The sequence below is a fragment of the Aeromonas sp. QDB11 genome (assembly GCF_027705265.1).
Classification (GTDB): domain Bacteria; phylum Pseudomonadota; class Gammaproteobacteria; order Enterobacterales; family Aeromonadaceae; genus Aeromonas; species Aeromonas allosaccharophila.
In genome coordinates this window covers 1-25,610 of record NZ_JAPDBM010000053.1, presented here as the reverse complement: position 1 = coordinate 25,610, position 25,610 = coordinate 1, and the positions used below count along the sequence as shown (strand labels likewise).

Annotated in this window: 16 protein-coding genes and 1 pseudogene; 13 read left to right on the top strand and 4 right to left on the bottom strand. The window is 57.1% G+C overall.

The genetic code is table 11. The features are described from left to right. Nucleotides 1-49: 49 nt before the first annotated feature. On the top strand, nt 50-2,323 hold the full coding sequence (gene feoB, locus OKC40_RS16460) for a Fe(2+) transporter permease subunit FeoB (protein ID WP_270796000.1): 2,274 nt from the start codon (nt 50-52) through the stop codon (nt 2,321-2,323). Then, on the top strand, nt 2,320-2,559 hold the full coding sequence (locus OKC40_RS16455; RefSeq protein WP_005350974.1) for a FeoC-like transcriptional regulator: 240 nt from the start codon (nt 2,320-2,322) through the stop codon (nt 2,557-2,559). The genes feoB and OKC40_RS16455 overlap by 4 nt, the downstream gene beginning before the upstream one ends. A 96-nt stretch (nt 2,560-2,655) precedes the next feature. Here OKC40_RS16455 and OKC40_RS16450 read toward each other — a convergent pair whose 3' ends face one another. Together OKC40_RS16450 and OKC40_RS16445 are read right to left on the bottom strand one after the other, a co-directional pair. Next, nucleotides 2,656-3,306 (bottom strand): DUF2913 family protein, encoded by a 651-nt coding sequence (locus OKC40_RS16450; RefSeq protein WP_270795998.1) that lies wholly within the window; start codon nt 3,304-3,306, stop codon nt 2,656-2,658. A gap of 99 nt (nt 3,307-3,405) precedes the next feature. Then, nucleotides 3,406-4,701 (bottom strand): DEAD/DEAH box helicase, encoded by a 1,296-nt coding sequence (locus tag OKC40_RS16445; RefSeq protein ID WP_270795996.1) that lies wholly within the window; start codon nt 4,699-4,701, stop codon nt 3,406-3,408. 257 nt (nt 4,702-4,958) lie between these two features. Here OKC40_RS16445 and OKC40_RS16440 point away from each other — a divergent pair. The 4 genes and pseudogenes from OKC40_RS16440 to OKC40_RS16425 form a co-directional block, all read left to right on the top strand. Beyond that, nucleotides 4,959-5,204: pseudogene (locus tag OKC40_RS16440) on the top strand (O-methyltransferase); the annotation flags it as partial. 335 nt (nt 5,205-5,539) lie between these two features. Further along, nucleotides 5,540-6,313 carry an amino acid ABC transporter substrate-binding protein gene (locus OKC40_RS16435; RefSeq protein ID WP_270795995.1) on the top strand — a complete coding sequence of 258 codons (774 nt, stop codon included), beginning with the start codon at nt 5,540-5,542 and terminating at the stop codon, nt 6,311-6,313. A gap of 57 nt (nt 6,314-6,370) precedes the next feature. Then, complete coding sequence (locus OKC40_RS16430; protein ID WP_263084025.1) at nt 6,371-7,027, top strand: amino acid ABC transporter permease; 657 nt, start codon at nt 6,371-6,373, stop codon at nt 7,025-7,027. Then, a complete protein-coding gene (locus OKC40_RS16425; RefSeq protein ID WP_270795992.1) occupies nt 7,024-7,785 on the top strand; it encodes an amino acid ABC transporter ATP-binding protein in 762 nt (253 codons plus the stop codon). Before OKC40_RS16430 ends, OKC40_RS16425 begins: the two co-directional genes overlap by 4 nt. Nucleotides 7,786-7,919: 134 nt before the next feature. Here the strand turns inward: OKC40_RS16425 and OKC40_RS16420 are convergent, their stop codons facing one another. Beyond that, the gene (locus OKC40_RS16420; protein ID WP_021229438.1) at nt 7,920-9,335 is read right to left on the bottom strand and encodes an FAD-dependent oxidoreductase; all 1,416 of its coding nucleotides are present in this window, start codon (nt 9,333-9,335) and stop codon (nt 7,920-7,922) included. A gap of 12 nt (nt 9,336-9,347) precedes the next feature. Beyond that, complete coding sequence (gltB, locus tag OKC40_RS16415; protein ID WP_270795990.1) at nt 9,348-13,805, bottom strand: glutamate synthase large subunit; 4,458 nt, start codon at nt 13,803-13,805, stop codon at nt 9,348-9,350. 611 nt (nt 13,806-14,416) lie between these two features. Between gltB and OKC40_RS16410 the strand changes: the two genes are divergently transcribed. The 7 genes from OKC40_RS16410 to OKC40_RS16380 all read left to right on the top strand — a co-directional run. Next, a complete protein-coding gene (locus OKC40_RS16410) occupies nt 14,417-15,346 on the top strand; it encodes a TIGR01212 family radical SAM protein (RefSeq protein ID WP_197929690.1) in 930 nt (309 codons plus the stop codon). Between the two features lie 374 nt (nt 15,347-15,720). After that, nucleotides 15,721-17,865: a type I secretion system permease/ATPase gene (locus OKC40_RS16405; RefSeq protein ID WP_042057686.1), complete on the top strand. Its 2,145-nt coding sequence runs from the start codon at nt 15,721-15,723 to the stop codon at nt 17,863-17,865. Then, a complete protein-coding gene (locus OKC40_RS16400) occupies nt 17,858-19,291 on the top strand; it encodes an HlyD family type I secretion periplasmic adaptor subunit (RefSeq protein WP_162491778.1) in 1,434 nt (477 codons plus the stop codon). Before OKC40_RS16405 ends, OKC40_RS16400 begins: the two co-directional genes overlap by 8 nt. A 38-nt stretch (nt 19,292-19,329) precedes the next feature. Further along, nucleotides 19,330-20,655, top strand: a complete 1,326-nt coding sequence (locus tag OKC40_RS16395; RefSeq protein WP_042057685.1) for a TolC family outer membrane protein — start codon at nt 19,330-19,332, stop codon at nt 20,653-20,655. 134 nt (nt 20,656-20,789) lie between these two features. Then, a complete protein-coding gene (locus OKC40_RS16390; protein WP_232099253.1) occupies nt 20,790-21,542 on the top strand; it encodes a transglutaminase-like cysteine peptidase in 753 nt (250 codons plus the stop codon). Between the two features lie 3 nt (nt 21,543-21,545). Further along, a complete protein-coding gene (locus OKC40_RS16385; protein ID WP_182939396.1) occupies nt 21,546-23,471 on the top strand; it encodes an EAL domain-containing protein in 1,926 nt (641 codons plus the stop codon). Nucleotides 23,472-23,628: 157 nt separating this feature from the next. Further along, nucleotides 23,629-25,610 (top strand): retention module-containing protein (locus tag OKC40_RS16380; RefSeq protein WP_270795988.1); only part of this gene is annotated, 1,982 nt, incomplete at its 3' end.

Here is a 25,610-nt window from a genome sequence, read left to right as displayed (position 1 = left end):
CCTCACAAAACAATCGTCTTGGTCAAAGCACTATCGAGGTCGAACCGGTATGAATTACTCCCTGGTAACGGTAGGTAACCCCAATAGCGGCAAGACCTCCCTGTTCAACGCCCTGACCGGCGCCCGCCAGCAAGTGGGCAACTGGAGTGGTGTCACCGTTGACAAGAAGATGGGTGAGTTCAGCGCAGGTGAGCATCACTTCAAGCTGATGGATTTGCCCGGCATCTATAGCCTGGCCAGTCAGGATGGCAGTCTGGACGAGCAGATCGCCAGCCGCTTTGCCCAGGGCCAACAGCCCGACCTGCTGCTCAACGTCATCGACGCCGCCAATCTGGAGCGCTCCCTCTACCTTACGCTGCAACTGCGCGAATTGGGCCTGCCCATGGTGGTGGTGCTCAACAAGCTGGATATCCTGCAAAAGCGCCGCATCGTCATCGACGAGAGCAAGCTCGGCAAATCCCTCGGTTGCCCGGTGGTGGCCCTCTCGGCCCACAACAGCAAACAGGTTGCCGCCTTCAAGCAGCAGATCCGGCAGTTTATCGGTCAGCCGCAAGCGGCCTTGCAGCTCGATTACGGTCACTCTCTTGAAAACGATCTGGCGGAGCTGGAGACCCTGCTCGCCCCGCACCACCTCACTACCCGTGGTCGCGCCCTGCGCCTGCTGGAAGAGGATCCGGTGATGCAGGAGACCCTGCTGCCCGGTCAGCAGGCCGCCGCCCACAATGTGGTTGCCCGCGCCCATCAGGGGCAGGATATCGATCTGCAACTGGCGGATATCCGCTACGGCCATATCCACCAGTGGGTACAACAGGCTCGCCAGCAGAAGGGCAAGCTCACCGAGGCCCAGAGCGAATGGCTGGATCGGGTGCTGCTCAATCGCTGGATTGGCATCCCCTTCTTCCTGTTTGTCATGTACCTGATGTTCCTGTTTGCCATCAACGTCGGCAGCGCCTTTATCGACTTCTTCGACATCATGGGCGGCGCCCTGTTTGTCGATGGGGTGCACCACCTGCTGGGGCTGGTCAATGCGCCCGAGTGGCTGGGTGCCATTCTGGCTGATGGCTTTGGCGTTGGCTTGCAGACCGTGGCCACCTTTATTCCGGTGATTGGCTGCCTCTATCTGTTCCTCGCGGTGCTGGAGAGCTCCGGCTATCTGGCCCGCGCCGCCTTCGTGGTGGATGCCCTGATGCGCCGCCTCGGCCTGCCGGGCAAGGCGTTTGTGCCGATGCTGATGGGCTTTGGCTGTACCGTCCCCTCGGTGATGGCGACCCGTACCCTCAACTCCGAGCGGGAGCGGCTGATGACCTCCGCCATGGCCCCCTTCATGTCGTGTGGTGCCCGTCTGCCGGTTTACGCCCTGTTTGCGGTGGCCTTCTTCCCCGAATCCGGCCAGAACCTGGTGTTCGGTCTCTACCTCATCGGTATTGTGGTGGCGGTGCTCACCGGCCTGTTGCTGCGCAACACACTGCTGCCGGGCAAGAGCGACTCCATGCTGATGGAGATGCCGGATTACGAGTGGCCGCGCCCGGTCAACGTTGCCATCAAAACCTGGCAGAAGCTCAAATCCTTCGTCTTTGGCGCCGGTAAAACCATCGTGCTGGTGGTTGCCGTGCTGAGCGTGCTCAACTCGCTGGGTACCGATGGCAGCTTCGGCCATCAGGATCAAGAGGGCTCGGTACTGAGCAAGATAAGCCAGGCGGTGACGCCGGTGCTGCACCCCATCGGTGTGCGCGATGATAACTGGCAGGCCACGGTCGGTATCGTCACCGGTATCTTCGCCAAAGAGGCGGTGGTCGGTACCCTCAACAGCCTCTACGCCGGTGCTGGTGGTGGTGAAGAGGAGGAGAGCGAGTTCTCGCTGGTGGCCAGTTTCCACGAGGCGATCGACGCCGTGGCGGCCAATTTGGCGGAGATCAACCCGAGCGACCCCATGGGATTGTCTGTCGGTGAGCTGGATGATCAGCAGGCAGCTGCCGAAGCGCAGGAGGTCGATGTTTCCACCTACGGCAACATGCAGACCCACTTCGACGGGGCGGCCGGTGCCTTCTCCTACCTGCTGTTCGTGTTGCTCTACATGCCTTGCGCCGCCGCCATGGGCGCGCTGGTGCGGGAAACCGGTCGCCAGTGGGCGCTGATGACGGCGGTATGGTGCAACTACATGGCCTTTATGTGCGCGACCGTCTTCTATCAGGTGGCGACCTTTGCCGCTCATCCGGAGCAGAGCCTGTTCTGGATCGTCAGCTACGGCCTCTCTCTGGTGCTGCTCTGGTGGGCCGGTCGCCGTCACGGTGACATCGTCGCCCGCAAGGTGGTGACCTTATGATCCTGCGCGAGCTGGGGGATTACCTCGCCGCGCAGCAGAAGGTGAGCCGGCGCGATCTGGCTCGCCACTTCCACACCTCGGAAGATGCGGTGGAGGCCATGCTCGGCGTCTGGATGCGCAAGGGGCGGGTCATCAAGCGTGAGAGCCGGGTCTGTGGTGGCAGTTGCTGCGGCAAGAGCGAGGAGGTGATGTTCGAATGGTGTGACGCGGGTCAGATTGGCATCAAGATCCGCTAAACGACTACCAGACCTCATCACCGAAGATCGAACAACAAAAAACGGCAGATCCTGCGCAAGGGCCTGCCGTTTTTTTATTGCTGCAAACTGGCGGGATCAGGCGCTCTGGCGAGCTTCGCTCAGCAGTGCCAGCGCTGGTTGGGCGTTGTCCGGCATCAGCCGGTAGGCCTTGTGGTGCTTGACCAGGGTAGTTTTCTTGTTGCCCTGGCTCAGCAGCAGACCGTGCTTGAAGGCCGCCTCTGCCAGCACCTTCTCGTCACCGCGCACATAGAGGGTGAGGGGTTTGACAAGCTCACCCGCTTCGATGTGACCCTGATATTCGCTGTGGCTGATCACCAGACTCGGCTGACCGCCCGATTGCAGGCGCAGCTTGGCGTTCACTTCGCTCTCGGTCAGCACCAGCCAGCCTGCCGCTGAGAGCTCCTCCAGCAGCGCCGCCAGCTTGGCTCCCAGCTGCTGCGGGTTGGTCATGGCACACTGGTACTGGAAGGCGATGCGCTCCAGCAATCCCTTGAGATCGGCGCCCGCTCCCAGGGTGCGGCCAAGCTGCACCCAATCTTTCAAATCTTCCATCACCAGACGGGAGAAGCGTTTCTCCTTGAGGGAGTCCGCCATCCAGGTGCAGAGAAAGTGGCTCTCTTGCGCCGGGGTGCGCTTGCCCGTTTTTTGTTCGGCGGTGCGAGCCAATTCGGCCAGGCTCTGGGTGGCCATCTCGAACAGGGCCTGATTATAGGTAGGAGAGGTCATAAGCAATCCTTGAGTTGACCACCACAGGTCAACACCGATGACAGAGATAGCAAAGGCGCCAGTGGCGCCTTTGCGGTTCAATTGCGTAGCCTGTGCGCCTTATTTCGGCTGACGGGGCTTCTTGGCTGCAGCCAGACGCTTGAGGCGCTGACCCTGCAGTTTGGCTTCGGCCATCACCTGAGCCACGGCGTTATCTTCACGCTGCGGGCGCTTGCCGAAACGGCGACGCTCCTGCAGCTGTTTGATCAGCTCGTCACGGCTGCTCACCTCGTAGCCCGGCACCATGATGCGGCGGATCTTCTGGCCGATCAGGGCCTCGATCTCCAGCAGGGTGCGCTCCTCTTCACGGCTGACGAAGGAGATGGCCATGCCGCGCTTGCCGGCACGACCGGTACGGCCGATGCGGTGCACGTAATCTTCCGCCAGGAACGGCAGATCGTAGTTGACCACGTATTCCAGATCCGGGATGTCCAGACCGCGGGCGGCCACTTCGGTGGCGACCAGAACCCGTACCTTGCCTTCCATGAATTCGCGCAGGGCACGGCGACGGTTGCCCTGGGCCTTCTCGCCATGGACCACGGCGGACTTGATGCCGTCGAGGTTCAGCTCCTCGACCAGCACATCACAGCTCTCGCGGGTACTGGCGAACACCAGCACCTGCTGCCAGTTCTGCTTGCCAATCAGCTCGGAGAGCAGCTCGCGCTTGCGCTTCTGCTCGACCGGATAGACGGTGTGGCTGACGGTGTCGGCGGTGGAGTTCTGCTTGTTGACGCTGACGATCTGCGGGCGGTCGAGCATCAGGTTGGCCAGCTTCTTCACCGCATCGGAGAAGGTCGCGGAGAACAGCAGGTTCTGACGGGTCTTGTTGACCGCTTGCAGGATCTTCTGCACATCGGCACTGAAGCCCATATCGAGGATGCGGTCCGCTTCATCCAGCACCAGACACTCGACGCCGGATAGGCTGAAGTTGCAGGCGGTGAGGTGCTCCAGCAGACGGCCCGGGGTGGCCACAATGATGTGAGCGCCCGCTTTCAGCTTTCTGGCCTGCACGTCCTGCTTGCCACCGCCGACTATGGTTATGGTGGTGATATCGAGATACTTGGCGAAGTCATTGATGTTGCTCGCCACTTGGGCCGCCAGCTCGCGGGTCGGGGTCAGGATCAGCACCCGGGCGTTGGAAGGCTGGGCCGGGGCCGGATTGTCTACCAGACGCTGCACAATGGGCAGGGCAAAGGCGGCGGTCTTGCCGGTACCGGTCTGGGCGCTGGCCAGCACATCGCGGCCACGGCGAATGGCCGGGATCGCCTGTTGCTGCACAGGGGTCATCTCCTGATAACCGCAATCTGAGACAGCACGCAAAATCTCGGGGGCAAAATCGAACGATTCAAATCTCATAATGGGTTCCTGTGTTCCAGCTGGGCTGTGTTTGGCTTGGTTAGCTCGGCATGAGCGAGACGGAGGTTGTAACCACCGACGGCTGCGCCTGACATCAAGTCAGAGAGTGAGCCGGAAAATGGCGGGCGCGAAGTGTAACAGATAGACGTCACAAATTCTGCCTCAAATGGTTGTCATTTTCTCATCCTCTGCGCTCGGAATGGCGTTTAAAAGCAATCATTTGACTCCCAAAGGCCAAACCAAGAGGATAGATCGAGCTGTTACCGACCTTGCCGCAAGCCGGCTATCAGCTCATCTTCCTCGATTCGGATCGTCAGTACTATCGGGCATGGTGGCCACAGCTCCGCCGTCTGTTGGCGCCCCGTGGCCTGCTGGTGGTCGATAACGCCATCTCCCATCGCAGCGAGATGGCGGAGTGGATGGACGAGGTCGAGCAGGACCCAGCCTTTGCCACCTCGCTGGTGCCGGTCGGCAAGGGGGAGTGGCTGGTGGTGTGTTTGTGATCAGGTGATGGCCTGGATTTGGTATCGGGCTGGCAGTGTGTTTTTTTATCATGAATAAACAGTGTGTCCCGCAATCAGTAGCGAATGTGGGACTGCTTTTTCGTTATTCATTATTTCACTAAACATCTTCATATTTCATGGTTTGGCAACGGGAACCACCGCGTTATGTTTTGCTGGTGCCGCCAAGTGCAATCGTTAATTGGCAGTCATCGTATATGTGGCGTGACCCGATTAAATGGTGCTGGCAGCAGCAGGATTCAAAATAATAATTGCATGGTAATCCGGATTATCGTTGGCAAGCGTGCTGGATGTTTACAAATATAACGAGGTGAATAATGAAAAAACTGCACTCCCTGTTTGTGCTGTTCGCCCTTCCATTGGCTTTGATGACATCGGCGCAAGCCCAGTCCAGCCTCGCCGCTATCCAGAGTGCCGGTGCGATCAAAATCGGCACTGAAGGCGCCTATCCTCCGTTTACCTATCACGACAAGAGCGGCAAGCTGGTCGGCTTTGATGTGGAGATTGGTGAGCTGATTGCAAAAGGCCTTGGGGTGAAGCCGGAGTTTGTCGAAGGCAAGTGGGATGGTCTCATCGCCGGGGTGGATGCCAAGCGCTACGATCTGGTGCTCAACGAAGTGGCCATCACGCCGGAGCGGCTGAAAAAGTATGATTTTTCAGATCCCTACATCACCTCCAAAGCGGTGATCGTGGTGCACAGCGATAATCACAGCATCAACAGCTTTGCGGATCTGAAGAGTAAAAAATCATCCCAGTCGCTGACCAGCAACTTTGCTCAGCTGGCGAAATCATCGGGCGCCGAGGTGGTCGCCACCGAGGGCTTCAACCAGTCACTGCAGCTGGTGCTGACCGGGCGAGTGGATGCCACCATCAACGACAGCCTCTCTTTCCTCGACTTCAAGAAACAGAAACCGGATGCCAAATTGAGGGTGGCGGCGACCGAGGCGAAGGGGGATCAATCGGCAGTGTTGCTCGCCAAGGGACAGCCGGAATTGCTGGCCGCCATCAATCAGGCACTGCGCACTGCCAAACAGGATGGCAGCTACCAGAAAATATCTCTTAAATATTTTGGTACTGATGTCTCGCAATAATATTGCCGGAAAATAATAACTAGCGAGGTAATTAACGTGCCAGCCTGGTTGCAGTTAATGATCGACTCTTTTTGGCCCCTGCTTAGTGCGGGGCTTATTTTTACCGTGCCACTGACCCTGATCACCTTTGTCTTGGGAATATTGCTCGGTTTGCTGGTGGCGCTGGCCAGATTATATGGCCCGACACCATTGGTGGCACTGGTTCGTTTTTATGTCTGGCTTATTCGTGGCACGCCGCTGCTGGTGCAGCTCTTTCTGATTTTTTATGGCTTGCCGAGTGCCGGCATTGTGCTGGATGCCTTCACCGCCGCGGTGATCGGGTTCACCCTCAACATCGGCGCCTACAGCTCGGAGATCATCCGCGCCACTCTGGCGGCGATCCCGAAAGGGCAGTGGGAGGCGGCCTATTCGATTGGCATGAACTGGCCCCAGGTGATGTGGCGGGTGATCCTGCCGCAGGCGGCGCGCATTGCGGTGCCACCGCTTTCCAACACCTTTATTTCGCTGGTGAAGGACACCTCGCTGGCGGCAGCAGTGACCGTGCCCGAGCTGTTTCAGGCGGCCCAGCGGCTCGCCTCCGTCACTTATGAGCCGCTGATCCTTTACATAGAGACGGCCATCATCTACCTGCTGTTCAGCTCGGTGCTCTCCACCTTGCAAGACCGGCTGGAGCGCAAGTTGACCCACAAAGAGACCCGGGAGGTCGCCCTATGATCCGGTTGCGTGGTATCGAGAAGCAGTTTGGCGGGCAGCGGGTGCTCAAGGGGATCGATCTTGCCATGGTGGCGGGCAGTGTGACCGCCCTGATTGGCCCCTCAGGCAGTGGCAAGAGCACCCTGTTGCGCTGCGTCAATGTGCTGGAGCGGCCGGATGCAGGGCAATTGGTGCTGGGGGGGAGCGAACTCGATTTTTCTCACCATCTACCCCGCCAGAGCGTGCTGGCATTGCGCCAGCAGACCGGCATGGTGTTCCAGAATTTCCAGTTGTTTCCGCACATGACGGTACTGGAAAACGTCATAGAGGGGCTGCTAACCGTGCTGAAATGGCCAAGGGCTAAAGCGCAGACGCGCGGCTTGCAACTGCTCGACAAGGTGGGGCTCAGGCACAAGGCCGAGGCGGTGCCTGCCACCCTCTCCGGAGGTCAGCAGCAGCGGGTTGCCATTGCGAGGGCGCTGGCGCCATCGCCCAAGGTTCTGCTCTGTGACGAACCTACCTCGGCGCTGGATCCCGAGCTAGCCCAGGAGGTGGTGACCGTGCTGCGCCAGTTGGCCCGGGAGGGAACAACCATGCTGATTGCCACCCACGATTTGCGGCTGGCCGCCCAGATAGCGCAGCAGGTGATCTTTCTGGAGGCGGGTGAGGTGGTGGAGGCGGGCAGCGCACGCCAGATGTTCACCACCCCCAAGCGGGCGCGTACCTTCGAGTACATCTCCACCCTCACCGAGCGGTTGCCGGAGAGCTGGAGCATCTAGCAGCTCCCCAGACGAGGTTGATGGGCGATAAGTGACACGCTGCCAGCGAGTATTCCGAGCCTTAAATTCCGAGTTTGAAAAGAAGAGCCCCGCACTGGCGGGGCTCTGTTTTGCGTTGACTGAGGAATAGCAGGTTAGACAGCGAGGTAATCCATGATCCCTTCGGCTGCCTTGCGCCCCTCATAGATGGCGGTCACCACCAGATCGGAGCCGCGTACCGCATCGCCACCGGCGAACACCTTGGGATTGCTGGTCTGGAAGGCATATTCCGCCTGCTCACGCGCCTTGATGCGATCCCGGTTGTCGAGCTCGATGCCGAACTCCGCCATCCAGGGCTGGGGGTTGGGCTGGAAGCCAAACGCCATCACCACCGCATCGGCGGCCAGCACCTGTTCTGAGCCCTCGATAACCACCGGATTGCGGCGGCCATTGGCATCGGGCTCACCCAGCTCGGTGCTCACCACCTTGATGCCGACGGTGCGACCGTTGGCATCCAGCTCGACCGCCACCGGTTGCAGGTTGAACATGAATTCAACCCCCTCCTCGCGGGCGTTTTTCACCTCCCGCTTGGAGCCCGGCATGTTCTCCTCGTCACGACGATAGGCACAGATCACCTTGGCGGCTCCCTGACGGATAGCGGTTCGCACGCAGTCCATGGCGGTGTCGCCACCGCCCAGCACCACCACCTGCTTGCCAGCGAAGTCGATGTAGTCGGCTTGCGCCTTCTCGAACCCCAGCAAGCGGTTGGCGTTGGCGATGAGGTAGGGCAGGGCGTCATAGACGCCCGGCGCCTCTTCGTTGGCAAAGCCGCCCTTCATGTACTTGTAGGTGCCGACCCCGAGGAAGACCGCATCGAACTCGCCGAGCAGGTCGGCGAAGGTGATGTCCTTGCCCACTTCAGTTTCGAGACGAAACTCCACACCCATCCCCTGGAATATCTCGCGGCGACGCTGCATCACCTCTTTTTCCAGCTTGAAGGAGGGGATACCGAAAGTGAGCAGGCCACCGATCTCCGGATACTTGTCAAACACCACCGGGGTGACGCCATTGCGTGCCAGCACGTCGGCGCAGGCGAGACCCGCAGGGCCGGCGCCGATGACGGCGACCCGCTTGCCGGTCTTGACCACGTTCGAGAGATCCGGCTTCCAGCCCATCTCGAACGCCTTGTCGGTGATGTATTTTTCGATGTTGCCGATGGTCACCGCGCCGAAGCGATCGTTGAGGGTGCAGGAGCCCTCACAGAGGCGATCCTGCGGGCAGACCCGACCGCACACTTCCGGCAGGCTGTTGGTCTGGTGGGAGAGCTCCACCGCCTCCAGAATGCGCCCCTCTTTGGCCAGCTTCAGCCAGTTGGGGATGTAGTTGTGGACCGGACACTTCCACTCGCAGTAGGGGTTGCCGCACTCGAGGCAGCGATCCGCCTGCATCTGTACCTGCGGCTGATTGAAGGACTCGTAGATCTCCACAAACTGGATTTTGCGGATCTTGAGCGGCTTCTTGGGCGGGTCGACCCGCTGGACATCGATAAACTGAAATACGTTCTGGCTCATAGGGTTCCCTCCTTATTGCGCCTGGATTCTGAGTTCTGCACTGGAACGGCTGGTGTGACCCAGCAGCGATTTCACGTCGCTGGACTTGGGTTTGATCAGCCTGAACTTGGGCACATAGGAGTCGAAGTTGGCCAGGATCTCCTCGGCGCGCGAGCTGCCGGTCTCATTGAGGTGCGCCGTGATGATGCCGCGCAGGTGCTCCTGATGGATGGCGAGATCCGCCACGTCCAGCAGTTCCACCAGCTCGGGGTTAGTGCGCTTGGCGAAGTTGCCGCACTCGTCGAGCACGTAGGCAAAGCCGCCGGTCATGCCCGCCGCAAAGTTGACGCCGGTCTGACCCAGTACGGTGACGATGCCGCCGGTCATGTATTCACAACCGTTGTCGCCAATTCCCTCGACCACCGCCAGGGCGCCGGAGTTGCGCACCGCGAAACGCTCGCCGGCAGTGCCTGCGGCGTAGAGTTTGCCGCCGGTGGCGCCGTAGAGGCAGGTGTTGCCGATGATGGCCGCTTCGTGGGATTTGAACGCCACGCCGACATGGGGCTTGATCACCAGCTTGCCGCCGGTCATCCCCTTGCCCACGTAGTCGTTGGCGTCACCGGTGAGGATCATCTCGAGGCCACCTGCGTTCCAGACGCCGAAGCTCTGGCCTGCGGTGCCGTTGAAGTGCACCTTGACCGGATCCGCCGCCATTCCCTGATTGCCGTGACGTTTGACGATCTCGCCCGAGAGACGCGCCCCCACCGAGCGGTCGGTGTTGCGAATGTCGTAGCGGAACTCGCCGCCGCTTGAGGTTTCCACCGCTTCCAGCAGATCTTCCACCATTTTCAGGTTGAGCGGCCCCTTGTCGAAGGTGGGGTTGTGCTGCTGGCTGAACAGGCTGGAGCCTGCCGGCGCAACCGGACGGGCCAGAATGCCAGAGAGATCCAGCTTGGCCTGACGGGCGGTGAGGCCGGGCAGGGCTTCCAGCAGATCGGTGCGGCCAATCAGGTCAGTCAGCTGGGTGACGCCGAGCTGGGCCATCAGCTCGCGGGTCTCTTCGGCGATGAACTTGAAGTAGTTCATCACCATCTCCGGCAGGCCGGTGAAGTGCTCGCGACGCAGCTTCTCATCCTGAGTGGCAACGCCGGTGGCGCAGTTGTTCAGGTGGCAAATACGCAGGTATTTGCAACCGAGCGCCACCATGGGACCGGTGCCAAAACCGAAGCTCTCGGCGCCGAGGATGGCCGCCTTGATGATGTCCAGACCCGTCTTGAGGCCGCCATCCACCTGCAGCCGCACCTTGTGGCGCAGGCCGTTGGCGACCAGCGCCTGTTGGGTTTCAGCCAGACCCAGCTCCCACGGGGAACCGGCGTATTTGACCGAGGTGAGGGGGCTCGCGCCAGTGCCGCCGTCATAACCGGAGATGGTGATGAAGTCGGCATAGGCCTTGGCCACGCCGCAGGCGATGGTGCCCACGCCGGGTTCTGAGACCAGTTTCACCGACACCAGACAGCTCGGGTTGATCTGCTTGATGTCAAAGATGAGCTGGGCCAGATCCTCGATGGAGTAGATGTCATGGTGCGGCGGCGGGGAGATCAGGGTCACGCCGGGCACGGAATAGCGCAGCTTGGCGATCTGGGCGGTGACCTTGTCACCGGGCAGCTGGCCACCTTCGCCGGGCTTGGCACCCTGAGCCACCTTGATCTGCACCACATCGGCGTTCATCAGGTAGTGGGGGGTGACGCCAAAGCGACCGGAAGCCACCTGCTTGATGCGGGAGTTCTTCTCGGTGCCGAAACGCTTGGGATCTTCGCCCCCTTCACCGGAGTTGCTCTGACCGCCGAGGCGGTTCATGGCGACAGCCAGTGCCTCGTGGGCCTCAGGGCCGAGGGCACCGATAGACATGGCGGCGGAGTCGAAGCGGGGGAACAGCTTGTCGGCCGGCTCCACCTGATCCAGCGCCACCGGATTGTCGACCTTCTTCAGTGCCAGCAGATCGCGCAAGGTGGCAACCGGGCGCTCGTTGACCAGACGGGCGTACTCCTTGTAGTCGGCATAGTTGCCGGAGCGCACCGCAGTTTGCAGGGTCTGCACCACATCCGGGTTGTAGGTGTGGTACTCGCCGCCGTGGACGAACTTGAGCAGGCCGCCGTGGGCGAGGGGTTTGCGCACCAGCCAGGCCTGACGGGCCAGATTGTGCTGATCCTGCTGGATGTCGGCAAAATCGGCACCCTGAATACGGCTCGATACACCGCGGAAGCAGGTATCGACCACCGATTTGGCCAGACCCACCGCTTCAAACAGCTGGGAGCAGCGATAGCTGGCGACCGTGCTGATGCCCATCTTGGACATCACCTTGTAGAGCCCCTTGTTGATGCCGTTGCGGTAGTTGACCATGGCCTGGCGCAGGGACATGGTGAGCACGCCCTCTTCAACCTGTTTGGCCAGGGTTTCGTAGGCCAGATAGGGGTAGATGGCGGTCGCGCCAAAGCCCAGCAGCACCGAGAAGTGGTGCGGATCGCGGCAGCTTGCGGTCTCCACCAGAATGTTGGCGTCACAGCGCAAGTTGTTGTCTACCAGGGTGCGCTGTACCGCGCCCACCGCCATGGCGGCCGGGATCGGCAGGGTGTCGGCGCTGATATCGCGATCCGACAGCACCAGCAGTACGGTGCCGCTCTTGGCAGCAGTTTTGGCCTCGTCGCAGATGCGCACGATGGCCGCTTCCAGCCCCTCTTCGGGCTTGAAGTTGAGGCTGATCACCTGATGACGGTAATACTCTCCCTCCAGTGCCAGCAGCTGGTGGAAGTCGGAGTAAAGCAGGATCGGCGACTGGAACAGCACCCGGTGGGCGTGGCCGAAGGTCTCGTTGAAGACGTTCTGCTCGCGACCGATACAGGTCGCCAGCGACATCACGTGGTTTTCCCGCAGCGGGTCGATGGGCGGGTTGGTCACCTGCGCAAACATCTGGCGGAAGTAGTCATAGAGGGTGCGCGGGCCGGAGGAGAGCACCGCCATCGGGGTATCATCCCCCATGGAGCCCACCGCTTCCTGACCGTTCTCACCCAGTACCCGGATGATCTGATCCAGCTCCTCGAAGGAGTAGCCAAACAGCTTCTGATAGGTCTTCAGCTGGTCGTCGGCAAATTCACGGCGGCCGGTCTGGCTGTCGTCCATCTGCTCGAACGGCACCAGCCGGGTGCAGTGCTTGTCCATCCATTGCTTGTAGGTGTGACGGTTCTTGAGATCGTCATCGATCTCGAAGCTGGTCCACACCTTGCCGTTGCTGGTATCGACCACGAACAGCTCGCCCGGGCCGACCCGGCCCTTCTCCAGCACTTCGTCCGGGGTGTAGTCCCAGGTGCCGACCTCAGAGGCCAAGGTTATGAACTTGTCCTTGGTGATGACGTAGCGGGCCGGACGCAGGCCGTTTCTGTCCAGCGCGCAGGTGGCGTAGCGACCGTCGGTCATGACGATACCGGCAGGGCCGTCCCACGGCTCCATGTGCATGGAGTTGAAGTCGTAGAAGGCGCGCAGGTCGTCATCCATGTTCGGGTGCTTCTGCCATGCAGGCGGGATCAACAGACGCATGGCGCGGAACAGGTCCATACCACCGGCAAGGAAGAGATCCAGCATGTTGTCGAGGCTAGAGGAGTCAGAGCCGGTGGTGTTGACGAAGGGTGCCGCTTCCTGCAAATCGGGAATGAGCGGCGTCGCAAACTTGTAGCTGCGCGCCTTGGCCCACTGGCGGTTGCCGGCGATGGTGTTGATCTCGCCGTTGTGGGCCAGATAGCGGAACGGCTGGGCCAGCGGCCAGCGCGGGCTGGTGTTGGTGGAGAAGCGCTGGTGGAATACGCAGATGGCCGCCTGCATGCGGATGTCGGCGAGATCCAGATAGAAGCGCGGCAAGTCCACCGGCATGCACAGCCCTTTATAGACGGTGACCAGGTTGGAGAGGCTGACGATATAGAAGTAGTCGTCGTTGATGCGCTTCTCGATACGGCGGCGCACGATATAGAGGCGACGCTCCAGATCCTGTTCAACCCAGCCGGGAGGCGCGTTGACAAAGACCTGTTCAATACTGGGCAGGGAGGCTTTGGCGATGGGACCGAGCACATTGGTATCGACCGGCACCTTGCGCCAGCCGACCAGACTCAGGGTCTCTTTTTCCAGCTCCTCGTCGATGATGTCGCGAGTGGCTTGCGCCAATACGGGGTCGGGGTTGAGAAACAGCATGCCGACCGCGTATTTGCGGCCAAGGTGCCACCCTTTCTCTTCGGCGACCGCGCGATAGAAACTGTCGGGTTTTTGCAGCAGCAGACCGCAGCCATCGCCGGTCTTGCCATCAGCGGAGATCCCGCCGCGGTGCTGCATGCGAGCCAATGCTGACATCGCGAGACGAACAAGCTTGTGGCTGGCTTCCCCTTCCATGTGGGCCAACAGGCCGAAGCCACAGTTATCCCTCTCCAGCTTTGGATCATATAGTGACATTGCATTTCTCCCTTGCTCGGCCTTGCATCGCACAGTCATCACCTGACTGCATAAATTGCGATTGGCTCTTGTGGTTCCGTCTGCCTGACGTGGCGAATCTCCAAACTAATGGGATTTTCTGGCGAGGTCAATCGCAGGTCAGGTTTGTCTTTGTGGTTACATTCGCATAACAAAATGTCGGATTGGAGGGATTAATTGGCTGAGGCGCTGTGGTTGTTCTGTGTAAGTTGATTTTGTTGGTTAAATATATCGTCATTGAAAGGTTCAATGGTGCGCTCAGCGACTGTGGGTGAATGTAGTAATTTTACCAACCCGACGTTGCTGACAGCGGAAGGGATCACATTTTCAATATCCCATGCTTGCAATTGTGTGCTGTCGGGTCTCTTTGAATTTTTCATTGTTCAACAGTGGGTTATCGGGTCTCATTTTCATATGAACGTGTACTGTTGGAATTGTCAACGATCTGCCAGACTCCATTTTTTGCGCTTTTTCTCTATATTTATTCAAAATTGACCGGATATTTATATGTTTTGCCCCCTCCGCTAGCTTGATCCAGCTCAGCCCCTGTTTTGCGCAAGCTCGTACAATGGCGCTCCTTTAGCGGAGGTGTCATGCAGTTACACGAACTCGTCAATACATTCGGTCAGGATCTCAAGCAGCGTCACGGTCAGAAGATCCACAAACTCTCCATCCACGGTGCCTTCACCTGCCCGAACCGGGACGGCACCCTGGGCCGCGGTGGCTGCACCTTCTGCAATGTCTCCTCTTTTGCCGACGAGTCGGCCCAGCAGCTCTCCGTGGTGCAACAACTGCTGGCACGCCGCGATGAAGTGACCCGTGCCAAGCGTTATCTCGCCTACTTTCAGGCTTATACCAGCACCTATGCCGAGGTCGAGTATCTGCAGCGCATGTATGAGGAGGCGCTGTCGGTGAGCGATATGGTGGGGCTCTGTGTGGGCACTCGCCCCGATTGTGTGCCGGATGCGGTGCTGGATCTGCTGGCGGGTTATCAGGCTCGGGGCTACGAGGTGTGGCTGGAGCTCGGGCTGCAAAGCGCCAACGACAAGACCCTGCAACGGATCAACCGCGGCCACGGCTATGCCGCCTATGTGGATGCGGTGACGCGTGCCCATCAGCGTGGCATCAAGGTATGCGCTCATCTGATTGTTGGCTTGCCGGGCGAAGTGCCGATGGACAGCCTCGATACCCTGCGTCGCATCGTGGAGACCGGCGTTGAGGGGATCAAGCTGCATCCGCTTCATGTGGTTGAGGGCAGCACCCTCGGCAAGGCGTGGCAAGCGGGGCGGCTTGAGGTATTGACGCTGGAGCAGTATGTGGAAGCGGCTGTCGCCATGATCCAGCACACGCCGCCGGAGGTGGTGTATCACCGGATCTCGGCATCGGCGCGCCGTCCGACCCTGCTGGCGCCGGTCTGGTGTGAAAATCGCTGGACGGCCATGGCGGACATTGCCAAAGCCCTCTCATTGAGCGGCCCGCAAGGTCACGCGCTGGGAAGACCCTTCATACTTCCTGACCTATAATTGAGTGCGTAGTTATTATTTTTACAAAAAACAGAGGGTTATATAAAAAAGTTCATACCGTAAACTATAGTTTTGGTACGTTTCGGTTGATATAGTGATGCGCCATAAAAAATGACGTTATCAATTAACATCGGCATTCACTCAGGTTAGCGTGTTAGCATGACATCGATGAAATCATGCTTTACCAATAATGAATCATGCTGCAATTGTTTCCTCGCGGGTAAATATGGGGAATGTTGCGCTTTATCCAGACAGGTTTATCTACTGAACAGGCACCTCAGTGGGAGTGTGACTCGGTGTTGAGAGTCGCTATTGCAGGATAATATGAGTGGTTATTCCTCGTGTCGGCCTCATTTATGCAGTGACAGGATGCTATGCAAGCAGAAACAAGTCGTATTGATGAGTTATTGGAGTGTCTGGTCTTCTTGACCCGTTTTTATGGTGTGCCCAACAGTCAGGATGCCCTGACGACCGGGTTGCCACTGGTCTCCGGACGCCTGACTACCGCACTCTTTTGCCGTGCTGCCGAGCGGGGCGGATTATCCGCCCGTGAAGTGATCCAGCCACTGGCCGATATCTCTCCCTTGCTGCTGCCTTGCGTATTGCAGATGCGCAGTGGTGGCGCCTGCATTTTGCTGGAGTGGAACGAAGATCGCAGCCAGGGGAAGGTGATCTTCCCGCAGGCCGGTGATGCCGCGCAATGGCTGACGGCTGCCCAATTGGGTGATGAGTATCTGGGTCGCCTCTTCTATGTGAAGAAGCAGTTCAAGTTTGACGAACGCTCGCCCAAGGTGCTGGAAACCCGTGATGGTCACTGGTTCTGGAGCACCTTGTTTGAATCCCGCGGCATCTATCGTGATGTGTTGATCGCCTCCATTCTGATCAACCTGTTTGCCATCGCCAGCCCGCTGTTCACCATGAACGTCTATGACAAGATTGTGCCCAATCTGGCGTTTGATTCGCTCTGGGTACTGGCGGTCGGGGCCATGGTGGTCTTTACCTTCGATTTTGTGATGCGACAGTTGCGCAGCTACTTTATCGATATCGCCGGTAAAAAGTCCGATGTGCTGTTGTCGGCCAAGATTTTCGCCAAGGTAATGGGCATGCGGATGGAGTCTCGTCCCGCCTCTACCGGTGCTTTCGCCAAACATCTGCAGGAGTTTGAATCGGTGCGGGAGTTTTTTACCTCCGCGACCGTCTCGACGCTTATCGATCTTCCCTTTGCCGTTTTCTTCCTCTTTATCATCTGGATGTTTGCCGGCGTGATGGTGGTTGTGCCCATCGTGGCCATGCTGATCCTGGTCGCCTATAGCTTTTATATACAAGAGCCGCTCAAGCAGTCCATCGAAGAGGGCTCGCGTCTGGCCTCCCAGAAAAACGCCAACCTGATTGAAAGTATTTCCGGGCTGGAAACCGTCAAGATCTTCGGTGCCGAGAGTATGTTCCAGCATCGCTGGGAACAGGCCGTCTCCCATATTTCCACCTGGGGCGTGCAGACCCGCCGCATTACCAACTCCATGTCATCGCTGGCCAGTTACATCCAGCAGGTGGTGACCGTCGGACTGGTGATCGTCGGTGTTTACCAGATATCCGAAGGCTTGGTCACCATGGGGGGGATGATTGCTGCCGTGATGCTCTCCAGCCGAGCGATTGCGCCCATGGTGCAGCTCTCCGTGCTGTCGACCCGCTATAACCAGGCCAAGTCTGCGTTGGATATTCTGGAAAAAATCATGCAAACCCCGGGGGAGCAGGAGGAGGGCAAGCAATATATTCATCATCCGGTGATTGCCGGTCGCATTGAATTTGAAAATGTCTCCTTCAAATATCCGGGAATGGAAACCAGCACTCTGCACAATATCAATTTGCGTATTCAGCCGGGTGAAAAGGTGGCGATTATCGGCCGGATTGGTGCGGGCAAAACGACCCTTGAGAAATTGCTGATGGGACTGTATCGGCCGACCGATGGTTCGGTGCGCATCGATGGATTTGAACTGGATCAGCTGCCCTCTGCGGTGATCCGCCGCAATATCGGCTGTGTCCCGCAAGATGTCATCCTGTTCTTTGGTTCGGTGCGAGACAACATCATGCTGGGCAATCCACTAGTGGATGATGTGCGGGTTTTGCGTGCCGCCAAGCGGGCGGGCGTCACCAACTTTACCAACCGGGATCCCAACGGGCTGGACCGCCAGATTGGCGAGGGGGGCCGCCAGCTCTCCGGTGGCCAGCGTCAGGCGATCTTGCTGGCGCGCGCCCTGCTCAATGATCCCCCCATTCTGGTGATGGATGAGCCGACCTCCAACATGGACAACCAGTCAGAGATGCAGGTGAAACAGGAGCTGGCTCGACTCGGCCCGGAAACCACCTTGATCCTCATCACTCACAAGACCTCGATGCTGGATGTGGCGTCACGGGTGATTGTCATCGAACAGGGGCAAATTGTTGCTGATGGCCCCAAAGAGGCGGTGTTGCAGCAGTTGAAGGAAGGCAAGGTGCGTGTGCAGGAGGTGTCTCATGGTTAAGGGGATCATGAGCTGGTTCAAACGCAGCAAAAAGGCGCCTTCCGGCGATGTATTGCCAGCACCCGAGCATCTGGAGTTTGTCGATGATGGTGCTGCGGCTGTACTGCTGACCACGCCGACCGGCGCTCGCATCCTGCTATGGTGCTGTTTCCTCTTTTTCATGAGCGCCATCGTCTGGGCGGCCTGGGCCGAGCTTGATGAAGTCACCGTGGGTCAGGGCAAGGTGATCCCATCCCGCCAACTGCAGGTGATCCAGAACCTGGAAGGGGGGATCGTCAAAGAGATCTTCGTCAAGGAGGGCGACATCGTCGAAAAGGGGCAGCCACTGCTGCGCATCGATGACACCCGTTTCCGCTCCGATTTTCGTGAGCGTGAGCAGGAGGTGGTCACCCTGAAAGGGGATGTGGCCCGTCTGCGCGCCGAGATGGCCAGTGTCGAGGTGAAAAATGAGCCTGCGCTGGGATGGCGTGAACAGGTGGTAGTGGGAGAGGCACCTATCCAGTTCCCCGATGGTTATGAAACCGTCTTTGCCGAATATGCCAACCGTGAGCGCTCGGTACAGCGGGATCGTCTGAATAACCTGAAGAACCAGCTCTATATTCTTGGTCAGCAGATCGAGCAGAAAGAGCAGGAACTGATCGAACTGAATGCCAAAATCCGTACCGTGAACCGCAGTGTGGATTTGGCCAGACAAGAGCTCAATATTAGTCGTCCGCTGGCGAAAGAAGGTATAGTGCCTCAAGTGGAGCTAATCAAGTTGGAGCGTCAGGTCAACGAGATGCAGGGGGAGCTGGAGAGCAACCGCCTGCTGATTCCAAAACTCAATTCGGTGTTGCGTGAGACCATCTCCAAGCGCAACGATATTGCGCTGAAGTTCAGGGCAGACTCCCAGACCGAACTGAATGAGAAGCAGGGGCGGCTTGGCCAGTTGTCAGAGGGGCAGGTCGGCTTGAGAGACAGGGTGGATCGCACCAGTGTGATCGCACCGCTTAAAGGCACCATTAAAAAACTCAAGATCAACACCCTGGGCGGCGTGGTTCAGCCCGGCATGGATTTGATGGAGATCGTGCCGCTGGAGGATACCTTGCTGGTGGAGGCCAAAGTATCACCGAAAGATATTGCCTTCCTGCGTCCAGGGCTGGAGGCCATCGTCAAAATTACTGCCTATGACTTTACAATCTATGGAGGATTGCATGGCAAGGTTGAACAGATAAGTGCGGACTCGATCCAGGATGAGGAGGGGAACTCCTTTTATCTGGTTCGGGTGCGTACCGAGAAGAGTTACTTGGGCGATGAGCTTAACGCACTTCCCATCATCCCCGGTATGTTAGCCAGTGCTGATATCATTACTGGTAAAAAAAGTGTCCTAGACTATTTGCTGAAACCCATATTAAGGGCAAGGCAGTCGGCACTGAGAGAACGATAAGCCAACAATCTAAAAAACAAAACATGACTGGAGATAACATGAAAAAAACGATTGTTGCCATGCTGGTCAGTGGCATCACCCTGATCCCCGGCCTGGGTCAGGCTCAGACTCTGGAAGAGTCGGTGGCACAGACACTCGCAACGCATCCCAAGATCAAGGAAGCGTTTGATCTTTATCAGGCACGCCTCTATCAGCATGATGGAGCAAAGGGTGGCTATTATCCTACGATCGATCTGCGTGGTGGCGTAGGCTATGAAAAAACTGACAGTCCTTCTACCCGGGCTGCCAGCGCCAACAGCAATATTGATGACTCCATGACTCGTAAAGAGGCAGGACTGAGTTTACGGCAAATGTTGTTTGATGGCTTTGATGTCAGCAACAACGTGTCCAGAACAGAAGCTGAAGCCAATGCCCAGCGTCTGGCGATGATCTCCGAGGCAGAGAACACCGCGCTGCGGGTAGCTGAGGTCTACCTCAATATGCTGCGCCAGCAGGAGATCCTGGAGCTCTCCAAGCAGAACCTGGAAACACACGAACAGATCCGCAGCGACATCAGCAAGCGGACTGATTCCGGGCTGGGTTCTACCGCAGACCAGACCCAGATCGATGGTCGTGTTGCTCGAGCCTATTCGAACCAGGCTGCTGCCGAGAACAACTATCGCGATGCAGAGAGTGAATTTATTCGTGTCGTGAACGAGGTTCCCAAAGATCTGGTACAGCCGGTTCCCAATACCGAGCTTATCCCGACCAGCCTCGATACTGCCCTGAAAACGGCGACCGAAGTCCACCCGACCCTGCTATCTTCCCTGCAGGATATTGAAGCGGCCAAGTATCAGCATGAAGGTGCCAAGTCCGGTTTCTACCCCAATGTGACATTTGAGGTAGATCAGAACTGGAATGAGGATATCGATGCGGTCAAAGGACGTAACGATGACCTGACCGCCATGGTGCGGATGCGTTACAACCTGTTCCGTGGCGGTTCTGATGTGGCAGAGAGCAATGCAACATCGGCGCTCTACTCTCAGGCGAAAGACATTCATCTGAATGCGTTCCGCCAGGTGGAGGAAGGAACTCGTTTGGCCTGGAATGCGAAAGAGTCGCTGGCCAAGCAAAAAACCTTCCTGAAAGAGCATGTTGACGCCAGCTACGATACCGTACAGGCATATAAGAAGCAGTTTGGCTTGGGTCAACGGACATTGCTGGACGTATTGAACACCGAGAACGAATTGTTCGAGGCGCGTCGCAGCTACATCACTGCCGAGTATGATGCACTGCTGGCGGACTATCGCATTCTTAACGCGACAGGCAGCCTGCTCAATGCATTTAGCGTCAAACAACCCGCTGAATGGCAGGCCAAGCAATAACCGTTTGCCCATGATCCAGCCGGGATGATGGACGCCATCATGGTGACTGCTGCTTGCAGTCACCATGTTTGGCTAAAGCAGGTGGTTGCACGGGTTTGAGGAGTGCAGCAGCAATAATGCAGCAGGAATATGATGTGACACTCCGGAGCGGGATCGGTGGCAGATGGTGTTATCTCCTCAATGAATGGAGATACCGATCGCTACGTGCTCTGCGCCACTCCTTATGGATCCTGCTGTTACCCTTCTCACTGTTGCTCTGTGCCAGTCAGCCTTTGCCACAAGAAGATCTCAACTTGATCAAGCGGGCGGAGCAGACTTATGGCGTCAGAGCCGGCAAGCGTGTTACCAGTTGGCGTATGCTGGTCATGGAGACGAAGGGCAGAGCCCTGAGCGAAGAAAAAAAGCTCGAACGGGTAAATAATTTTTTCAATCGGATGCGTTTTATTGACGATATCAAGTTGTGGCGTAAGAAAGATTATTGGGCAACCCCGTTGGAATTTTTGGGGGCAGCTGGGGGAGACTGTGAAGACTTCAGTATTGCCAAATATTCAACTTTGCTTGAATTGGGTATCCCGGATGAAAAAATGAGGATGGTGTACGTCAAGGCGCTCGATTATAACCAGTTTCATATGGTTGTTGCCTATTACGAGACGCCATCATCGGTCCCGGTGATCCTGGACAATCTTATCGGTTCTATCCGTCCGGCAAGTCAACGTCGGGATCTGGTACCTATTTATAGCTTTAACGGTAGTCACTTGTGGTTGATGAAGGCGCGTGGCCAAGGGGAACTGGCTGGTCAATCATCTCGCTTGGGATTATGGAATGATTTACGCAATCGCATGACATCGGGGCGATTGGCTCGGCCTGTGGTGAATTTGGATGATTAACCTATGACGCTCTATCGACAGTTATTAGCCACCATGCTGCTGCTGTTTGGATTGTTATTTGCGGCCACATACTGGGTGCAATTCAATTCAACCCGCACTTATCTGGCGCAGCAACAGGAAACAACGGTCATCAATACAGCAACCTCACTTGGGCTTGCTCTCACCCCCTATCTGGAGAATGGTGACAAGGTCGGTGCCGAGTCGGTGATCCAGGCCATCTTTGATGGCGGCTATTATCGACTGGTTCGCCTCGATCTGCTGGCATCAAAGGATGTTATCGAGCAGGAAAATACCAACACCATTCAGGGTGTGCCGCAGTGGTTTATCAATTTGGGGCTGTTTCCCGAGGTATCCAACGAGTCAATTTTGACGTCTGGCTGGCTGCAGCTTGGAAAATTAAAAGTGGTTGGCCATCCGGGCCAGGCTTATTACGAGTTGTGGCGCGGAATGAGCGAACTGGCGAGCTGGTTTCTGGTCGGTTTCTTGATCACCACGATTTTGTTGATGAGAGCACTTAATTACTTGCTCAAGCCACTCAAACAGATCTGTGAACAGGCAGTCGAGATTGAGCTGCACCATTTTGGTCATACGATACCGGAGCCTAACACCCATGAATTGAAGCAGGTCGTTCAAGCGATCAATACCCTATCAGGCAAGTTGGCGTTGCAGTTCAAAGAGCAAGCCGATGAGGCCGAGAAATTGCGTGAACGGGTTTATGTCGATGCTGTGTCGGGGCTTGGCAACCGAGCCTATTTTGTGGGTCAGGTAAACGCATGGATAGCAGAGGCTGGTCAAGGTGGTGTCATGCTTGTTGCGGTCGATATGCTGGACGATATCTATCGTGATGAAGGCTTTGCGGCCAGAGACAACATGGTCAAATCGATCGCACAGGCCTTGAAAGAGCAATTAAAAGGGTGGGATGGCGCAGCCTTGGCACGGATCTCTGCGACGGAATATGCGTTGCTATGTCCAACCGACGACCTCACTCAGCTCAAGGAGTTGGCTGAAGTGATTAATAGCCGCATCGCCGATCTGGTGGTGAATCCAATGGGCGAAGGCGATGCGCTCTCCGTCATCGGTATTGCCGGTCGTGATGGTAATGATGATCTCTCTGCCTTGTTGACCAAGGCCGATAATGCGCTTGGCAAGGCGCGCAATGAACGCCGCGGTGCTGTCGTGATGGAAGGGGGCACCGAACAAGGTTTGATGGGGCGTTTGGCCTGGCGAGATTTGGTCCAAGATGCCATCTCACGGCAACTCTGGCGTTTCAAAGCCCAACCAGCTTGCCGATTCGATAATGGCGCCAGGTTGCATGCCGAGCTGTTTGCCTCTATCTCCCGTGATGGCACAGACTATTTTGCTGGCCAGTTCTTGCCCGCAATTGAACAGTTCAAATTGGGTGGCGAGTTTGACCAGGCGGTTCTCGATGCCTGCGTTCCTTTATTACAAAAGCAGTCTGATCTGGTGCTGGCGATCAACATCACTGCTGGCTCGCTCTGCTCGGATGAATTTTTAACCTGGCTGACGGGCTATCTGACCGATCATGCCGAGTTGAAAGAGCGGTTGCTATTCGAAATACCTGAAGTCGCCATCATGAAGCATAAAGATAACGTCGCTGCATTGGTGGGCACTTTGCAGGCACATGGCTTCCAGTGGGGGGTTGACCACTATGGTCGTCACTTCCAGTCGCTGGGTTATCTGGAGGAGTTGTCGCCAGCTTATGTCAAGGTCGACCATGGTTATACCAGCCAGGTTATGGAGCCGGGAGCTGACACCTCATTCTTGGCCGCAGTGTGCCGAGCTGCGCACAATGCGGGTGTGACCACCATTGCGACCCGTGTCGAAGATCAACATCAAGTCGAGTTGCTCTCCAAGTTGCATATCGATGGTTATCAGGGATTTGTTCACCCCACCTTCCCATTGTCTTGAATAAGACGCCATAAAATGGCCCCGAATGGGGTCATTTTTATATCTATCTATTCTCTTTTCTCCATCTTTATATAATCAAAGTACACGTAGTGCTGAATGGGGCTGCCTATAGAGCTCTGATTTATATTGAAAAAACTGAACTCTTCGATTTTTTTCCGTGTACCTGTTCGATGCAGATCGAAATGCATACATTTTTGCAACGGAACAGAACGCTATCACCTTCTACCGTATAGACATCAAGATCTGTCACGTTGGAGCAATGGATATGCGTACCCAAATTATCGACAAGTCCGTGGTTGTCTCAGCCATCGAAGGGAATGTGGAGATTGTGTTGGCTGATGGAAGCAGCCGCCCTCTGCAAAAAGGTGAAATCCTCCAACCCGGAGCCAAGTTGACCATAGCGGATGATGCCAAGCTGGCACTTTCCCCTTATGACGACACACCTGCACAGAATTCACCTACGGGTTCCGAGTCGGTTGAGCCAGGTCAACCGCAAGGGGCTTCGCCCACCGAAGGCGCCCCTTCCGATATTGCCGCATTGCAGCAATCGATTCTGCAAGGTGTGGACCCTACTCAGAATTTTGAGGCTTCTGCAGCTGGTGGTGCTCCTGCTGCCGGTGGTGGTGGCGGTATTGGAGGCGTCGCCGGAGCGAGTGGTAATGGTGGCTTTGTCACTATCGATCGAACTGGTGATGCGACCATTGCCGAGGCCGGTTTTGATACTACTTACGATACAGGTGTCGTTATCAATGAAAATCAGGCAGAAGATTTAATTCTTGAGAATCAACTTGATGATTTGAGTGAAGCCGTCGTGACCCTCGAAGACTCTCAGGTCAGCGGTAATCTGCTCGAAAATAGCACCAATCCTGATGGACCAGCTGATGCCTCTATCGTTTCATATGACTGGGGTATCAACATCGGTGTGCCTGCTGGAGTTGCTGCCACTATTACTGGTGTGGGCACGCTGAGCATCAATCCGGATGGGAGTTATACCTTCACGCCAGCGCCTAACTATGATGGCGCCGTTCCCCCAATAAATTATCAGGTGACTGATGGCCAGGACACAGTGACATCAACACTCGTTATCTCCATCACTCCGGTTGATGAAGAAGTAGATCTGGCTGGGCTGGATCGGGAAGGGGGTGAGGTACAAGTCAGCGATACCAATTTAGCGGATGGCTCGGCTCCCAACGCTGCAGCCTTGACGCAAAGTGGGGTGTTTACCTTCAATGCTCCTGACGGCGTCCAGAGCTTGACTCTGGGGGGCGTTACATTGATCACCGATGGCCAGTTAGGCGCGTCGTTTCCACAGTCCATTATCAGCCCATTAGGAAATGTACTGACCATCACAGCGGTGACCTACAACCCCGCGACCGGTGAAGGGCAAGTCAGTTACAGCTATACCCTTGGCGATAATGAAAACCATACAAGACCCGTCAATGACACCTCCCTGAGCGAAAGCTTCAGCGTTGTACTGATCGATAGTGATGGTGATACGGCCAGCGATACCCTTGATGTCACCATTTTGGATGACATACCAACTCTGGCTGATGGGGAAGAACAATCTGTGCGCAGTTTGGTCCATGAAGATGCGCTGACCAGCGGCAACAGCGAAGGGTCTGGCCAGAGTGTGAGCGCAACAGGGCTGGCTGGTACCCTCAATGGGCTGGTCAACTTTGGTGCCGATGGGGCAGGTAGCTTTGGCCTTGGCAGTGATGTCAGCAGCCTGGAAGGGCAGGCCTTGACCAGCGGTGGGGTGGCGCTGAACTACAGTGTGGCGGGCAATGTGCTGACAGCCAGTGCGGGTAGCGTGCCGATCTTTACCCTGACTGTGGGTGCCGATGGCAGCTACAGCTTTACCTTGAGTGGTCCACTGGACCATCCGGTTGCAGATGGTAACGACAGTGAGCAACTGTCGGCTATGGGCATCGACTTTTCTGGCGTACTGACCGCCACCGATGGTGACGGAGACCCGCTGACAGGTGGCTTTCCGGCGGGGAGTTTTGCCATCAACGTGGAAGATGATGTGCCGGTACTTGCTGGCGGTGAAGAGGCGCAGGTTCGGGTTGCCGGTCAGGTGCACGAAGATGCGCTGACCAGCGGCAACAGCGAAGGGTCTGGCCAGAGTGTGAGCGCAAC

Excerpts from the sequence above, each read along its gene's own strand:
- feoB (WP_270796000.1), top strand. The coding sequence starts at position 50 with ATGAATTACTCCCTGGTAACGGTAGGTAACCCCAATAGCGGCAAGACC.
- OKC40_RS16455 (WP_005350974.1), top strand. The coding sequence starts at position 2,320 with ATGATCCTGCGCGAGCTGGGGGATTACCTCGCCGCGCAGCAGAAGGTG.
- OKC40_RS16450 (WP_270795998.1), bottom strand. The coding sequence starts at position 3,306 with ATGACCTCTCCTACCTATAATCAGGCCCTGTTCGAGATGGCCACCCAG.
- OKC40_RS16445 (WP_270795996.1), bottom strand. The coding sequence starts at position 4,701 with ATGAGATTTGAATCGTTCGATTTTGCCCCCGAGATTTTGCGTGCTGTC.
- OKC40_RS16435 (WP_270795995.1), top strand. The coding sequence starts at position 5,540 with ATGAAAAAACTGCACTCCCTGTTTGTGCTGTTCGCCCTTCCATTGGCT.
- OKC40_RS16430 (WP_263084025.1), top strand. The coding sequence starts at position 6,371 with ATGATCGACTCTTTTTGGCCCCTGCTTAGTGCGGGGCTTATTTTTACC.
- OKC40_RS16425 (WP_270795992.1), top strand. The coding sequence starts at position 7,024 with ATGATCCGGTTGCGTGGTATCGAGAAGCAGTTTGGCGGGCAGCGGGTG.
- OKC40_RS16420 (WP_021229438.1), bottom strand. The coding sequence starts at position 9,335 with ATGAGCCAGAACGTATTTCAGTTTATCGATGTCCAGCGGGTCGACCCG.
- gltB (WP_270795990.1), bottom strand. The coding sequence starts at position 13,805 with ATGTCACTATATGATCCAAAGCTGGAGAGGGATAACTGTGGCTTCGGC.
- OKC40_RS16410 (WP_197929690.1), top strand. The coding sequence starts at position 14,417 with ATGCAGTTACACGAACTCGTCAATACATTCGGTCAGGATCTCAAGCAG.
- OKC40_RS16405 (WP_042057686.1), top strand. The coding sequence starts at position 15,721 with ATGCAAGCAGAAACAAGTCGTATTGATGAGTTATTGGAGTGTCTGGTC.
- OKC40_RS16400 (WP_162491778.1), top strand. The coding sequence starts at position 17,858 with ATGGTTAAGGGGATCATGAGCTGGTTCAAACGCAGCAAAAAGGCGCCT.
- OKC40_RS16395 (WP_042057685.1), top strand. The coding sequence starts at position 19,330 with ATGAAAAAAACGATTGTTGCCATGCTGGTCAGTGGCATCACCCTGATC.
- OKC40_RS16385 (WP_182939396.1), top strand. The coding sequence starts at position 21,546 with ATGACGCTCTATCGACAGTTATTAGCCACCATGCTGCTGCTGTTTGGA.